The 13,998-nt window shown below is 52.1% G+C and carries 9 protein-coding genes; 2 read left to right on the top strand and 7 right to left on the bottom strand.

What is annotated here, in order from left to right; genetic code table 11:
- Positions 1-30: 30 nt before the first annotated feature.
- Positions 31-1,083: a glutaminase A gene (glsA, locus tag ACQ4M4_RS03080; protein WP_430682991.1), complete on the bottom strand. Its 1,053-nt coding sequence runs from the start codon at positions 1,081-1,083 to the stop codon at positions 31-33.
- A gap of 70 nt (positions 1,084-1,153) precedes the next feature.
- Positions 1,154-2,962 carry a dynamin family protein gene (locus tag ACQ4M4_RS03075; protein ID WP_430682990.1) on the bottom strand — a complete coding sequence of 603 codons (1,809 nt, stop codon included), beginning with the start codon at positions 2,960-2,962 and terminating at the stop codon, positions 1,154-1,156.
- 78 nt (positions 2,963-3,040) lie between these two features.
- Here ACQ4M4_RS03075 and ACQ4M4_RS03070 point away from each other — a divergent pair, with 78 nt between their 5' ends.
- The gene (locus tag ACQ4M4_RS03070; RefSeq protein WP_430682989.1) at positions 3,041-4,081 is read left to right on the top strand and encodes a YheT family hydrolase; all 1,041 of its coding nucleotides are present in this window, start codon (positions 3,041-3,043) and stop codon (positions 4,079-4,081) included.
- 131 nt (positions 4,082-4,212) lie between these two features.
- On the opposite strand, the gene ACQ4M4_RS03065 is transcribed toward ACQ4M4_RS03070, so the two are convergent.
- The 5 genes from ACQ4M4_RS03065 to rsgA all read right to left on the bottom strand — a co-directional run bounded on the left by ACQ4M4_RS03065 (position 4,213) and on the right by rsgA (position 10,955).
- Positions 4,213-5,808 (bottom strand): B12-binding domain-containing radical SAM protein, encoded by a 1,596-nt coding sequence (locus tag ACQ4M4_RS03065; protein WP_430682988.1) that lies wholly within the window; start codon positions 5,806-5,808, stop codon positions 4,213-4,215.
- A 309-nt stretch (positions 5,809-6,117) separates the two neighbouring features.
- Complete coding sequence (locus ACQ4M4_RS03060; protein WP_430682987.1) at positions 6,118-6,957, bottom strand: mechanosensitive ion channel family protein; 840 nt, start codon at positions 6,955-6,957, stop codon at positions 6,118-6,120.
- 127 nt (positions 6,958-7,084) lie between these two features.
- A complete protein-coding gene (locus ACQ4M4_RS03055) occupies positions 7,085-8,734 on the bottom strand; it encodes a pseudouridine synthase (protein WP_430682986.1) in 1,650 nt (549 codons plus the stop codon).
- Positions 8,735-8,806: 72 nt separating this feature from the next.
- Positions 8,807-9,397 (bottom strand): META domain-containing protein, encoded by a 591-nt coding sequence (locus ACQ4M4_RS03050; protein WP_430682985.1) that lies wholly within the window; start codon positions 9,395-9,397, stop codon positions 8,807-8,809.
- Between the two features lie 436 nt (positions 9,398-9,833).
- Positions 9,834-10,955 carry a ribosome small subunit-dependent GTPase A gene (rsgA, locus tag ACQ4M4_RS03045; protein ID WP_430682984.1) on the bottom strand — a complete coding sequence of 374 codons (1,122 nt, stop codon included), beginning with the start codon at positions 10,953-10,955 and terminating at the stop codon, positions 9,834-9,836.
- Positions 10,956-11,733: 778 nt separating this feature from the next.
- Here rsgA and ACQ4M4_RS03040 point away from each other — a divergent pair.
- The gene (locus tag ACQ4M4_RS03040; RefSeq protein ID WP_430682983.1) at positions 11,734-13,482 is read left to right on the top strand and encodes an ATP-binding protein; all 1,749 of its coding nucleotides are present in this window, start codon (positions 11,734-11,736) and stop codon (positions 13,480-13,482) included.
- Positions 13,483-13,998: the final 516 nt, after the last annotated feature.

Here is a 13,998-nt window from a genome sequence, read left to right as displayed (position 1 = left end):
CCTAGAGAACGCCTAGAACATCAATCGGACTCAATCGCTCAGGGTGCCGATACCCTTACCATCGCCATTGCTATTGCCATCAATGCCATGGGGTTTGGTTCCCAACTGCTGAACAAATCGGGTGCAGTTCATCGACGAATCAAACAGGTGCAAGCCGTAGTGATTCGAGATCTCTTTGCAAACCTCAATGCCACGGACACTATTGCCCCGCGCATCCAGCGGCGGTGAAAACACCGCCAGCCCAAACTGATTGGGCACCACCACCATAATGCCGCCCGAAACGCCGCTCTTGGCAGGAAGGCCCACTTCGTGGCTCCACTGACCTGCAAAATTGTACATTCCGCAGGTGTACATCACACTCAAGAGGTCGCGAATATAGCCGCTATCCAGCGCTTGAGTATGGGTAATGGGGTTAATGCCGTGGTTGGCGATCGTGGCCGCCATCACAGCCAAATCGCGGCAATCCACCGTAACCGAGCACTGCTGAAAGTACAGATCCAACGCTTCATCAATGCGATCGTCGATCATGCCAAAGTTGCGCATTAGGTGGGCCATGGCGCGGTTGCGGTGCCCCGTCGTGCGCTCCGACATAAACACCGACACATCGACAAAAATGTCATGCCCGATGAAGTCCCGAAACATATCCAACATGCGGTTGAGCCGTTCCGTTGGGCCAGTGCCCTTAATCAGGCTGGTAACGGCGATCGCCCCAGCATTCACCATGGGATTATACGGTCGCTTGGACTGCTCATCCAAAATGATGGCGTTGAAGGCGTCGCCCGTTGGCTCTACCCCCACCCGAGTCAGCAAATAATCGCGGCCATGATCTTGCAGCGCCATGCCATACACAAACACTTTGGAAATGGACTGAATGGTGAATAGGGTTTGGGTGTTTCCAACTTCGTAAACATGGCCATCTTTAGTCACAACGCAGATACCAAAACAGTCGGGATCGGCCTTAGCCAACTCGGGAATGTAGTTGGCGATCGCCCCATCGGTCAACGGTTGATACTTGCGATGCAATTCTTCTAAAAAGGCTTGAAACGATTGCCCCGTAAGCGAGCCAGCAGATGTAAGGGTCATGTTGTGCAGGATAGAGAGACCGGCTAAGTAAGTGTCAAGGTTGAACTTGATTGCGTTCGCAAGCACGTTCTTAAGCGCGCTGAGTCAACGTTACAGCCATTTGGCTAAACAGCTGCTGTGCCTTTTGCTGAATCACCGTATACCGTTCGAGAACCGGGCCAACTTCTTCTGTTTCTCGATCGACATAATCATAAAAGGGCACAAACGTTCGCTCTACTTCTTCGTAGATGATGCTGAGTTTTTCATTTAGGCGTTCGGTGACATCGGCTTTAAACTTCTCTTTTTCATTATCCAATGCTTGTTCAAACCGTTGAATGATACGATTACGCTGCCATGCCAACCCCAGCGCAAATAGCACAACGCCAATCCCAGCAAACGCAATTCCAATCGCGCCCAAAATTGCATCTGCAACGGCAAACTCCACAATGTGCAAAATTGTTCCAGCAACAGCGGCGATCGCCCCTCCCACAATTTCCACCGACATATTATCGGCAGCTCCTGCCAAAGAATCGATCAATCCTTCTTCTGTGAACAATCGCTCCACCTTACATTTCACACTTTCAATCACTTCTTGACGGCGTTCTAGAATCTTGAGCGAGATGGTGCTGCTTTGTACCGAAACCGATTGTACATTGCTTAAATCTTGCGCTAAGCCTTCCAGCAATTGGCGAATTCCATCCACAAAATGTTGGGCACCTTCGTTCGACACTTCTTCCAACGATGTTTTCAAATCGCGTTGGCAGCGTTCTTGAAAGTCATCCACCCAGGCTTGCATCGATGCATCCTGATTGAAGATTCCCACAAAAGATTTTCGTAAGACGGTAAAGACCGACAAACTTTCCCGAAACTCGCGCTTGATGCGGCTTGAAATATTGTCATACCGACCCACCAAGCGCTCGGCTAAGTTGTCGATCTCGTAGCGCGATCGCTTGCGTCCAGCATCAATTTTGCTGCGAATATTCGCCACAGTTTTGCGATCGGCATCCAATTGGTTTTGCAAACTCTGCACATCGTTAGACAAGGCATCAATCAACTTTTGCGTGGTGCCACTCACCGACCGCAGTTTGATCTTGTAGCTCTCACCCGTCGAGACCATATCGCGAATATAGGCGCGCACTGCTTCGAAGCCACTACTGGCGCGATCGCCATTTAGCTCGGCCTCAGCCGATGTGGGAAAAATCATGGGAGATTTGATGTGCTTTTGGCTGGCGTATTCACGCACCCGCTCCAGATTGGTTTGCAAATCGGCAGGCTTGAGCAAATCGGCCTGTTGCAGAATAAACACAACTTTTTTGCGCCATTCTGCACTCACATAATCAAGAAAATCCCAAGCACTTTTTTGATAGGGATTTTTGCCAAACAGCACAAAAAACGTCAGGTCGCTATTGGGAATGTATCGCTCCGTTACCAACTGATGTTCTGCAATGATGGTGTTGGTTCCTGGCGTATCCACAATCGAAATCTCTTTCAAAATATCGATGGGAAGGCCAATTTTTTTATGGCTTGGTTCCAACTGTTGGACAAATCTTGTTTCTGAGTACACGATTTGCTGAATGGCATCGGTACGCGGCTCAATATCGGTTTCGCACACTTCAGCTTCGAGCAGCGCATTCACAAAGCTACTTTTGCCCGCTTTGACCTCGCCCACCACCACAAACAAAAATGGTTCGCTGACGTTTTTGCGCAGACTGGCAACGGTTGCCTCTAACTGGGTGTTGCGGGTCTCAGCTGCCAGCCGCTCAATGCTGTGCAACACATCGTTTAGCTGCAACCGGTAGTCCTGTAGGGTTTGGTCTACAATCTGGCTCATCAGCAGTTCCTTGGCAAAGTATCCCTGAATCTGGCCGGGGAGTTCGATCCTCGAAACTGGCCGATTCATCAGCATATGCAAGCTAGTCTACCTAAACTAGAGAAGGAATGAGTAAGTCTTTGGAAGGGCAATCGCGCGTTCGGTTTCATGCATCCGTTTTATTCTCCTCCTCCTTTGTTACGCAATGGCTTGGCGATCACGCTGTATACAGCCCTGTGGCTGGGCGATCGCTGGCAAGGCTACACCGTTGATCCAGAGCCAATCTATCAACCGCAGGTATTCACGGGATGGGAGGGCGTTCCCATCTATGGCGAGGTGGCAATTCCAGCCCAGCCTAGGGGAACGCTGGTGGGTACCTACGGCATTACCGGAACCCTGGAAAATCAATGGATTTTGCGCGTATTAGCCCGCAAGGCATTTGCCCAAGGGTTTGCAGTCGTGCTGTTTGACTGGCGCGGCCACGGCAAAACAGCACAACTTTCACCCACTCTCACCTCGGATGGGCTCAACGAAGGCAAAGACTTTGTACATATTGCAGCCCAAGCCCAGAAGTTGGGATGTCCGGCTCCCGTTTGGTTGACGGGCTACTCGCTGGGGGGACAGTTAGCGCTGTGGGGCGTGCATGCCGCCCAGTCCTTGGCCGATGGGGTGGGGTTAGCGCCTGATCACATTGCGGGCGGTGCGGTGGTGTGCCCCAGTATTGATTCAGAGCGATCGCTCACGTACTTGATGCAGCATCCCTTTGGGCGCTATCTCGAACAATCCATTACCAAAGAGCTGCGCAAACTCGCGTGGAATTTGCACCGCTACCATCCCGACCAGTTTGACCCAGATGCGATCGCCCGTGCCACCAGCATTTGGGGGTTCGACCATGAGTTAGTGATTGGCCGCCTGGGCTTTGCCTCTGTTGAGGATTACTACGCCGCCAGCAGTCCGCTCTCGATTCTGCCCGAACTACGCAAGCCCACACTCATTCTGTACGCCGCCGATGATCCCATGTTCGACCCAACGCTGGTTCCCGATCTGCAATCGGTTTGCATGGAAAATCCAGCCCTCGACCTCATGCTTACCCAATATGGCGGCCACGTCAGCTATGTCAGCAGCCGAGCCTGCCAGCAGCACTACCGCGACCCCGATCCCTGGTGGTCGGCCAATCGCATCGTAGAGTGGATGGGAGATAGGGGTTAGGGGCTAGAGACTAGGGGTTAGGAGAGGGAGTCGGCAATCGGGAGTCGGGAGTGGGGTGGGCAGCAGCACCTCATGCAGTTGGGAAATTGACCGTTGAATCGCAAATCCAAAATCCAAAACCCAAACTGGCTTTAGGATGCGATCGCCACTTCCGACTCATCCGTTGGGTTAGGCTGTACTGGCTTCATCAACGCTTCTTGGCGCTTGAAGTCGGCTAGTTGGGCTTCGATTTGGTCGCGCACAATTTGGCGATATTCCAAAAAGTGTTCATTGTGCGCACAGGCAGCGAGGTAGTGGTCGGCCACTTTGGGGTTGCGCTTGATCATGCTGAACAAGTGATGCCAAAACTTCCAGCGCGTTTCGCGTAGAATTCCCTGTCGCCAAATCACAATGAGCAACGCCTTTACCACCGACCATTCGGGCAACTTGGCGGGCGCGCTCCAACTCGGTCCACCCATCATTAAAAAGCAACGATAGGTGCGATCGAGATACCGTACGGGGTCGTATAGGGTGCAAAAGGCTTCCACATACTCGCGGGCAATCTCTTCCAGCGGACGAGTCGGAATAAAGTTCATCAACGTAGTTTGGTTGATGTTGCCATCGGCATCATCTCGCAGGCGACCTTCCTTTTTAAGCCGATGCCACAGGGCGGTGTTGGGCAAAGCTTGCAGCATCGCAAATGTGGTGGAGGGGATGGCCGCCATCTCCGCAAACCGCACAATGCGATCGCCCGCTCCCGACTTTTCGCCATCAAACCCAATGATGAACCCAGCCATGGGGCGCAATCCCGCCTTGATGATGGTTTGCACTGCATCCGCCAGAGAACTGCGCGTATTTTGAAACTTTTTGGTGAGCTGTAGGCTATCTTCATCAGGCGTTTCAATGCCCAGAAACACGGCCTTAAAGCCACTCTCCACCATTAGCTCCATCAGCTCTTGATCCTGCGCCAGGTCAACCGACGCTTCGGTATCAAAGCTGAAGGGGTACTGGTGCTCAGCCATCCAGCGCTTCAGTTCGTGCAGCAGTAGCTTCACATTGCGCTTATTGCCGATGAAGTTGTCATCCACCATAAACACACTGCGCCGCCAACCCAACTCATACAAATAATCCAGCTCGGCCAGCAGTTGGGCCGGAGTTTTGGTGCGCGGCTTGCGCCCATACAGCACGATAATGTCGCAAAACTCGCATTGAAACGGGCATCCCCGCGAAAACTGCACCGACATCGAATCATAAGCATCCATGTCCAGCAGATCGTACCGGGGAACGGGCGTGCTGGTGACATCAGGCTTTTCGGTGGTGCGAAAAACGCCCTGGGTATCGCCCCGCTGAATCGCTTCAACAAACATGGGCAGCGTAATCTCGCCCTCATCCAAAATGAGGAAGTCCACTCCGGCAACTTCGACTTCGTGGGGTACCGATGTTGCATACGGGCCACCCACCGCCACCAGCTTGCCGCGCCGCTTGGCTTCACGTACTTGATCGAGCAAATCCTGCTTTTGCACAATCATGGCCGACAAAATGACCAGATCGGCCCATTCCCACTCTTCTTCTGTGACAGGACGAATATTGCGGTCTACGAGCTTAAACTCCCACTCTTGGGGCAAGATTGCCGCAACCGTAACCAAGCCCAGCGGTGGCAACAATACCTTGCGGTCTACTAATTCCAAAATCTTTTCGTAGGACCAAAAGGTAGGCGGAAAAATGGGGTAAACAAGGAGAGCTTTCACAAACGTTATTCCGTACAGGATTTAAGTAAGATCGCTGTAGCTGAGAAGCATCCTCACCATTGAGATTCTGGTTGCATTGAGCCAAACGCCAGCCACAGCGCTTTCCTAAAGAAACACGGATGACTAGGGCTTGGAGATACACCAAAACCCAATGTGGGCTGTCCTCACTATTGCAACGATTGTAGCTGCATTTTCCCTGCGGTCAATGCGGTGGCAGACAGTTACACTATGCGACAAAACCAATGGCAACACTAGGGCTAGCGAGGCGGAAAACCCGCACCGGAGCGATCGCCCAAGTACACCCATCGGCTAAATCCGCTCAGAGCGCTGGTAGAGATACACATCTCGCTGAGGGAACGGAATGCTAATCCCCGCTGCATCCAGGTGTTTCTTAATATTCTCGTACGCGGCAAAATAGGCAGGCCAGTAGTGCTCTGGCCGCACCCAAGGCCGCACGGTAAAGTTGACGCTGCTATCGGCCAGTGCCATCACGCCAATCACAGGTTCCGGATCGCGCAAAATTCGCTCATCCTGCTCTAGTGCTTGGGCAATTACCGCTTTCACCCGATCTAGATCTTCGCTGTAGGCCACACCCACCACCAGTTCCATGCGCAACACTCCCTTTGCGGAATAGTTGATGATGTTATTGGTCATCAGGTTGTTGTTGGGAATGATGACCGTTCGATTGTCGGGGGTACGAATGACGGTAGTTAGGAGCTGAATGTCTTCTACAAAGCCAGTTTCTCCCGCTCCCTCAATCCAATCGCCCACGCGAAATGGATGAAAAAAGACGATCAGCAATCCGGCTGCAAAGTTGGATAGCGAACCCTGAAGCGCCAAACCAACCGCCAAACCCGCCGCACCCAAGACGGCCAGCAGCGATGTCGTTTCAATGCCTAGCTGCCCCAGCACCGCCAAAATAACAAAGGCGGTGATGCCGTATTCGGCCAGGTTACTGGTAAAGGAAACCAAGTTGGGATCAAGCGGTGTGCGGCTGATGGCCCGCTTGATGGTGCGTCGCAGTTGTTTGGCTATCCAGCGGCCTACAACCAAAATGGCGATCGCCGCCACTAGTCTTAATCCAAATTCGACCGCACGACTCTGCAACTGTATCAACAGCGCGCTAACGGAATCCCAATTTATTGCCATGAAAACGCCACGTATCGTACAAAACATCCAGCATCATACTATGAGGACAGAAGAACTTCTCATCTGATGAATGGGCCTACGGAGCGGATGTTCTGGATACAGCGGTTGGTTTGGTTGGCACCACCGCTCAAAACAGAACGGGGGCGTGCAGGTGCAACTGCTGGTACGTGTGGGGATGCTGGAGATGCAATTCCCGCGCGTGCAAATGCAGCCGGATTGGGGCAGAGTCAGCGCTAGAACCATAGAGGCGATCGCCCAAAATTGGAATTCCCAAGCCTTGAGGATGGGACGCATGGACCCGCAGTTGGTGGGTGCGCCCCGTCAGCGGATAAAGCTCAATTCGAGTGTGACCTTCTGCGATCGCCAATACGCGGTACTTGGTGATACTGGGTTTACCCCGTTGCCAATCAACGGTTTGGTAGGGGCGATTGTGTGGATCGGCCCACAGCGGTAGTTCAACCACGCCCGATTCTGCCGTGAGCACACCAGCCAACACAGCCTCATACCCTTTGTGAACCGTTCGCTGCTGAAACTGTTGACTAAGGGCTCGGTAGGTTTCCATATCCCGCGCCAGCACCAGCAATCCCGATGTGTCTTGATCGAGCCGATGGACAGGCAGCAGGCGATCGCGATGGGGGAGTCCTGCCTGCAAGTGAGCCAACACATTTTGCTGATGGTGCGATCGCCCAGGTACCGATAGCAAACCACTGGGCTTATCCACCACAATCATCCATGTATCCTCATATACGATGGGCACCTGCCAATCGGGCACAGGCTCAGCCGCAAAAGCGCGAGTCAAGCCCGACAGCAAAAACCCCATCAGCGGTTGACATCGTTCTGCACAAGCTCCATAAAACTGGCCAGATACCTTATCGGCCAACGGTGGGCCATACCAAAACTCTGCCATTGCCAACGGCGAGAAGCGATGTGTGGCCGCATAATGCAGCAGCTTGGGAGCACAACAGTCACCTGTGCCTGTGGGGATGCCACCCTGAACCAGTTCTTGCAGCGATCGCGACTCTCCTGCAAAGTTGGTGAGGTGGTAGTGGTGATGCATTTGTGCTTGCAGCTGGCGAGATAGCACTTTTCGCCGTTGTTTCAGCGCTCGAATTCGCTCATCGGCCTGGGCAATCGTGTGCCATAAGGGAGCAAGAGCTGCATCCCGTTCTCGTTTCAAATTACGATGCTCGATTCCATCCTGCTGGCTTTGCCGAATCAGTTCTGCCAGTGCGATCGCTCGTACAGCCTCATCTATTTCTGATGCGAATTCTGCCCGCTGTTGATCGCGCTCACGTTTGCGTTGGCGATGCTGTTCCAAAAGTTGTTGAATGGATTGCTCAAACTGTTGTGATAAAGTCTCCAACGTTTGTCGTTCAGGTAGCGTTTTGAGCGCAATCAGTTCTTGCTGAATCGCATTCAACTGGGTTAATGTTCTGGCTTCTTCCATGGCAACGCGATCGCGCCCTGGAATAGGCGGCACCCATCCCTCCAGGCGATCGCAACCGTCTAGCAAGCCCGAAAAAGCCCGCAACACTCCCAACTCTCCTGCCTCAGTGCGGACTAGCAGCACCCCGTACATTTTGCCTTCACGTTGGTGCAATGGGTTTTGCTCCAACTGCTGCATCCAGCGGTGGGCGATCGCCTCGATTTGCGGAGTGCGTGGCAACCGCAACCGTTGGCCCGTTTTTGGGCATGTTCCCTCGTACCAGTAGGTTGCTGGCAAGAGCAATGCGGCATCGGCATCGGGCAAAAATTGACTCACAGGAAAGAAGCTCATTCCACAAGCGTATCGCGCTTTCTGCCCGGTCTGGGCACGATCGCTGATCAATTGGTTGGCAACGGGGCGCTTTTATGGAGCCAGTTGCGTGAACTTGAGCGGTTGCTCGGAGCCTTCACTGTAAACGAGCAGGTATGGTCCCTCTTGCTCGATTCGGTTGGCGGCTTGCAAGGCGGTAAAGAAGCGTATTTCCTGATCCATCACCGCAGGCGGACACGCCATTTTTGTAGAGCCGATCGCACCAACCGCTAGCGTATTGCCATCCATGGTCATAGAGCCAGAGTAGCGGTTGCAGCCACCTCTACCCACAATGCGATCGCTTGCAGCAAATCGCAAAGTGGTTTGGACATTATCCAAGACTCCTGTTCCATTCAAATCTTCGAGCAACCATTCTGTATCGATCAACTCATTCATGGTCAAGCTGGTCTCTAATGGATTAACTTCAGTATCTAATGTTTCGTCAGTAGATTCATTCAACGGTGTGTGGTTACGACACCGCTGCTGTTTTTCGGGACCCCATACCTCACGGGTCAAGCAATCGTGCTGACTATTGGTGGGGATGGCAATCGCAGATGGGACTCTTATGATCCCTAACCCGCTGCAAAAGCCAATTCCAGCAATTCCCAATCCTATCAACGCACTTGTGTCGAATCGATTCATCATTCCATCCTCCAACACAAGACTAGAACAGCACCTTGCGCGATCGCCCATCACGACGCGCAACCGCCATCGACAATCCAATCCATGACATAAGTCGATTGCGTTGCCTCACTGTTAATCCTAGGTGAATCAGTTGTGGAGAATGAGTTCGTTTCAGAAATTGATCCCATCTTGATCACATTCTGGGCAATGGCTTCGATATCCGCAGTGGGCTTTGCACAAACCTGTGCGATCGCCTCCTTGATTCCACCCGGATTGATCGTGTGTTTTCGCAAGGATTGCTCATAGAACCAGATGCGATCGCCGAAGCGGTGGAAGAGTCGAAACCTGGCAATACTTATTGAAGCAAGCAGAGTTGAAGCAAGCAGAGTCGGATACCCAGGTATGCAACCCTGCTTGCAGGTGAGCTGTTCAAAGAGCTAATGGAAGATATCCCAAATTAACAATCTCGTTTTAACTTAGGGTGCGATCGCAACTGTTTGTGAATTTGCTTCCAGCGTTGTTTTTCGGCCAGTTGCGCCTGCTGATCTTGCCGACGAGCCAGGTAAGCCAGTTCGCTCTGCAGCTTGTGGTAATTTGCTAGCCGATGGGCATCGAGAATGCCATTGGCGATCGCCTGCTGCACAGCACACCCCGGCTCGTGCTCATGGCAACAATCGCGAAATCGACACTGAGTTGCCAACTCATCAATATCCTCAAAGGCTTGATTCAAGCCATCGTCGGCAGTCCACAGCTGTAGTTCGCGCATTCCTGGCGTATCCAACAACAGCGCCCCCGACGGCAACACCAACAGCGATCGCCCCGTTGTAGTATGGCGACCCCGACTATCGGCAGCACGTACCGATTGAGTGGCCTGCACCGATTGCCCTAGCAATTGATTGGCCAGTGTCGATTTGCCCACCCCCGATGACCCCAACAACACCACAGTTTTGCCCGGTTGTAAGTAGAGCTGTAGTGCCTCGATTCCTTGATCATACAAAGCACTAATGGGCACAATTGGCACCCCCAACGCAATGGATTCCAGCTCAGCCATGCGATCGCTCACCGCTTCGCACCGATCCATCTTGTTCAGCACAATCACCGGACTAGCGCCACTATCCCACACCAGCGTAAGATACCGCTCCACCCGTCGCACATTCCAATCATGATCCAACCCAGTCATTAAAAACGCCGTATCAACATTGGTCGCCAACACCTGTTCCTCTGTTTTGCTACCCGCCGCCTTGCGCACAAACTCGCTATGGCGATGCAACACCGCGTGAATGATGGCATGTTGGCTCTCCGCTCCCTGCTCCGTAGCTGGGTTTAGGCCGGAATGTGCAGGCAGAGAAATGGCGACCCAATCGCCAACGGCTGGAAAGTCGCGCGGGCCAGCAGCCTGATGGCGAAACTTTCCCGATACCTCGGCAAAACATTCACCCACTTCGGTGTAGAGCTGGTACAAACCACGATGCATTTGCGCAACCCGCGCCGCCCGATACCCCAGCGCAGCATAGGGCAAAAAATGAGGAGCAATGCGATCGCTCCATCCAAACCTTTGCAACATTACTTGCAGCGTCATGAGATTCCTTGTGAATTGGTGAAGAAGGGAAATAAACCCGGCTCACACAGGAACAACACAACCGCTTGGCAACTAAACCAGTGTGCCAATATCCACCGATGAATTCCTGTCGAGCCGTTGCAACATGTGCAGTAACCAAACAACATTCCATACCGACTCAGCCATATTTCCTCCTGGGTTCAACCCGTCAATTTGACAACTCTGTTGTGTCTCTGTGGGGCGATCGCCTTCCTATCGTTTCAGCGAAGCCAAGCACCCTTCTAGCTGGATTGCTCAGGCTCCTTATTGGGGCGATCGCGCTCTCACCTTTCCCCAACCCAGCCGCAACCAAGCCCAAGACAAAACTCACCATTCGAGAAACCTTATACCGCAATTGTATTACACATACTACATCTGTCAAGTATAGCCCCGATCTCCGCGTTTATGAGAGAGGCTTAGTTATAGAATCAACTCCAAAGCCCTGTTTTGAAGAAATAAAAAACATTGTAATAAACCGTTAACGCTTACCCACCTTAAAGCGTCGCGTTCCCAACGATTTAAGCGTTCATTTTACTCACCAAACACGACGACAAAGCTGGATGAGAGTGATTACTACAATTTGCAATCAAATACATATTTTTCTAAATTTATCCCTCGGTTTGTTCTATCGAGGGAATGCTAAGAACACAGGTTCAAAACATCTTCACGCCCATCATTGGTTGGCATGAACCTGAATCCTTCTCAAGCCTAGGAAATAAAAACAGTGTTGTCGGAATGTCCATTTTGTTCCTATCCTCTGTTGGTTCAAATTCAAAAGGGCAAGCCCTATTGGCTATGCACTCGGTGCCAATGTGATATTCCTTTCGCGATCGCCGCACCTCAATCACACAAGACCGAACAGACCTCGCTGTATTACGAAAACCTAGAAGCCGCACTTCGAGAGCAAGATCCAATGCACGCTCAAGATTTACATTTAGAATTGCACCGACTCAATCACTTAAAAGAGGATTTTTTAAGCACAACATCGCATGAGCTAATGACCCCTCTATCGAATATTAAGATGTCAATTCAGCTCATGGAAATGTTGATGCATCAGTTGCCCCACGCATCAAGTCAGAAGACAGATCATCCTCATCGTTCTGTAGAGGCAACCCACGACAAACTCAAGCATTACTTGGGGGTGCTCGACCAAGAGTGCGATCGCGAAATACGACTCATTAGCGATATGTTAATGCTGCTTCAGCTAGAAGCAGGAACCCAGCCCATATTACCAACCGCGATCGCCCTTCCCGATTGGCTGGAAGAAACCATTGAAAACTTTGAAGCCAAAGCGCAACAGCGCCAGCAAACAATTCAATTTACGCTGACGACACCGCTGCCCTTGGTTTCTACCGATACCGTGCTGCTCAAGCGAGTTGTGAATGAGCTGATAGGCAACGCCTGCAAATTTGCCCCAGAGGAATCGACCATTGCGCTGGTTGCATTTGCCAAGGTTGGGGCCGTGCAGCTCCGCATAGGCAACCTAGCACCTCCTGTGAGCGATCGCGATCGGGTAGCCATGTTCAACAAGTTCTACCGCATTCCCACCAGCGATCCCTGGAAGCATGAAGGCTTGGGATTAGGGTTGACCTTAGTCAAACGTGCCGTGGAACTGTTGGGTGGCTCGGTATGGGCCGAGTACAGCGGCAAGCATTTGTGGATGGTGGTGGAACTTCCCTGCCAGGAGAGCCATGGGCAATCTTCCCACGACCTGCTTATGAGCTATGTTGCGTTCTATCTCAGCCGAGGCAAAACCGTGAACAGTCCAGTTCATGGCAGCCTACCCTTCGAGGGAATTGTGTACGATTACTGGGGTTACACTCGCGAGTTTTTAGAGTATTGGCAACGGCTAGAGCACCGGCGCGATTTTCGCGAGCTGTACGTTGACTCGGATATCTACTCATTTGGCAAATTTTTGTGCGGTACATGCACGGTTCATGAGTGTGCCCGCTGCCATTTACCGATCTCCCAGACCACTGTAGGCAACGCCTTGCCCAATTGCCTATGCAGCGAAACCGAGATTACGCCAACCCCATCCCAACCGATTCCCCAAACACCAGAAGCAAACGATGACTCCGCTGAATCCCCAGCTTTAATGCGAGTTTTGATTGTGGGAACCCTGCCAGATTCCATTGAGGCGATGCAAGCCTGGTACGCCACCAACGGGATTGATGCAGTATTTGCAGCCAGTCCTGAGGCGATCGCCCCCCATGATTTGGCTCAGCCTGTGGGCTTGGTGTTCATTGATGCCAACCTCTCGGAAATGACGGTGCAAACCTGGGCAAGCCAGCTCAGCACCCATCCCCAGATCCAACAGATTCCCATTGTGGCACTCAGCCCAAAGCACAGCGCTGGCAAGGTTTGGAGCGATCGCACGATGAATGCTGCCGATTATTTGATCTCGCCCCTTGGCGATAACCTGATTCACCAAATCCAGACGCGATCGCAAGAGAAATACGCCCAGCCCGCAGGTGCAACCACGGCCAATGTGCACTGGTTTCCTCGATAGAGCAAACTGTCTTATCTCAGTGTTAGGGCTTACGCACTTCATCCGAAAACCAGGGAGTCGCATGATGTTTGGGGCGCTAAGCGCCCCAAACATCATGCGACTGCATAAGTCCTGAGTGTTTTGAACCCGTCTGACCGAGTCATGAATTTTCAAAACACCGAGGAAGATGCACCCAAGCGATCGCACTTATGCAGGGGCATTCTGCTGACCTAAGAGGATGCTTTAAAGGTGCCAATTGCGAGCCGAACTGCCCCCTACATCCCCCGAAATTAGAGGACTGTGAATGAAAAACAGGGCGGAAGTCCCCAATGTTTGGGGAGTTGGGAGACGGTGGCAGACTACTAGCCTGTGACGATGCAAATTTAAGCTGCCCACCCAATTTGTCAGCCCACACAAACATCTATCGTTTCGATTGGAATTTTCTGAAATTTGGCAGGCAATTTGTATCCAGTATTACCGATAAGTACGAGGGAACGATAAACGCAGAACAGCGGAAAAATAAAGATTTAGCACTGA

It is taken from the genome of Leptolyngbya sp. AN02str, from assembly GCF_050565595.1.
GTDB lineage: Bacteria > Cyanobacteriota > Cyanobacteriia > Elainellales > Elainellaceae > Kaiparowitsia.
The sequence above is the reverse complement of the archived record's forward strand: the minus strand, read 5'-3'. Positions and strand labels throughout refer to the sequence as shown.

Bases quoted from the DNA above. Each gene is read 5' to 3' on its own strand.
- glsA (WP_430682991.1), bottom strand. From the start codon at position 1,083: ATGACCCTTACATCTGCTGGCTCGCTTACGGGGCAATCGTTTCAAGCC.
- ACQ4M4_RS03075 (WP_430682990.1), bottom strand. From the start codon at position 2,962: ATGAATCGGCCAGTTTCGAGGATCGAACTCCCCGGCCAGATTCAGGGA.
- ACQ4M4_RS03050 (WP_430682985.1), bottom strand. From the start codon at position 9,397: ATGATGAATCGATTCGACACAAGTGCGTTGATAGGATTGGGAATTGCT.
- ACQ4M4_RS03055 (WP_430682986.1), bottom strand. From the start codon at position 8,734: ATGAGCTTCTTTCCTGTGAGTCAATTTTTGCCCGATGCCGATGCCGCA.
- ACQ4M4_RS03070 (WP_430682989.1), top strand. From the start codon at position 3,041: ATGCATCCGTTTTATTCTCCTCCTCCTTTGTTACGCAATGGCTTGGCG.
- ACQ4M4_RS03060 (WP_430682987.1), bottom strand. From the start codon at position 6,957: ATGGCAATAAATTGGGATTCCGTTAGCGCGCTGTTGATACAGTTGCAG.
- rsgA (WP_430682984.1), bottom strand. From the start codon at position 10,955: ATGACGCTGCAAGTAATGTTGCAAAGGTTTGGATGGAGCGATCGCATT.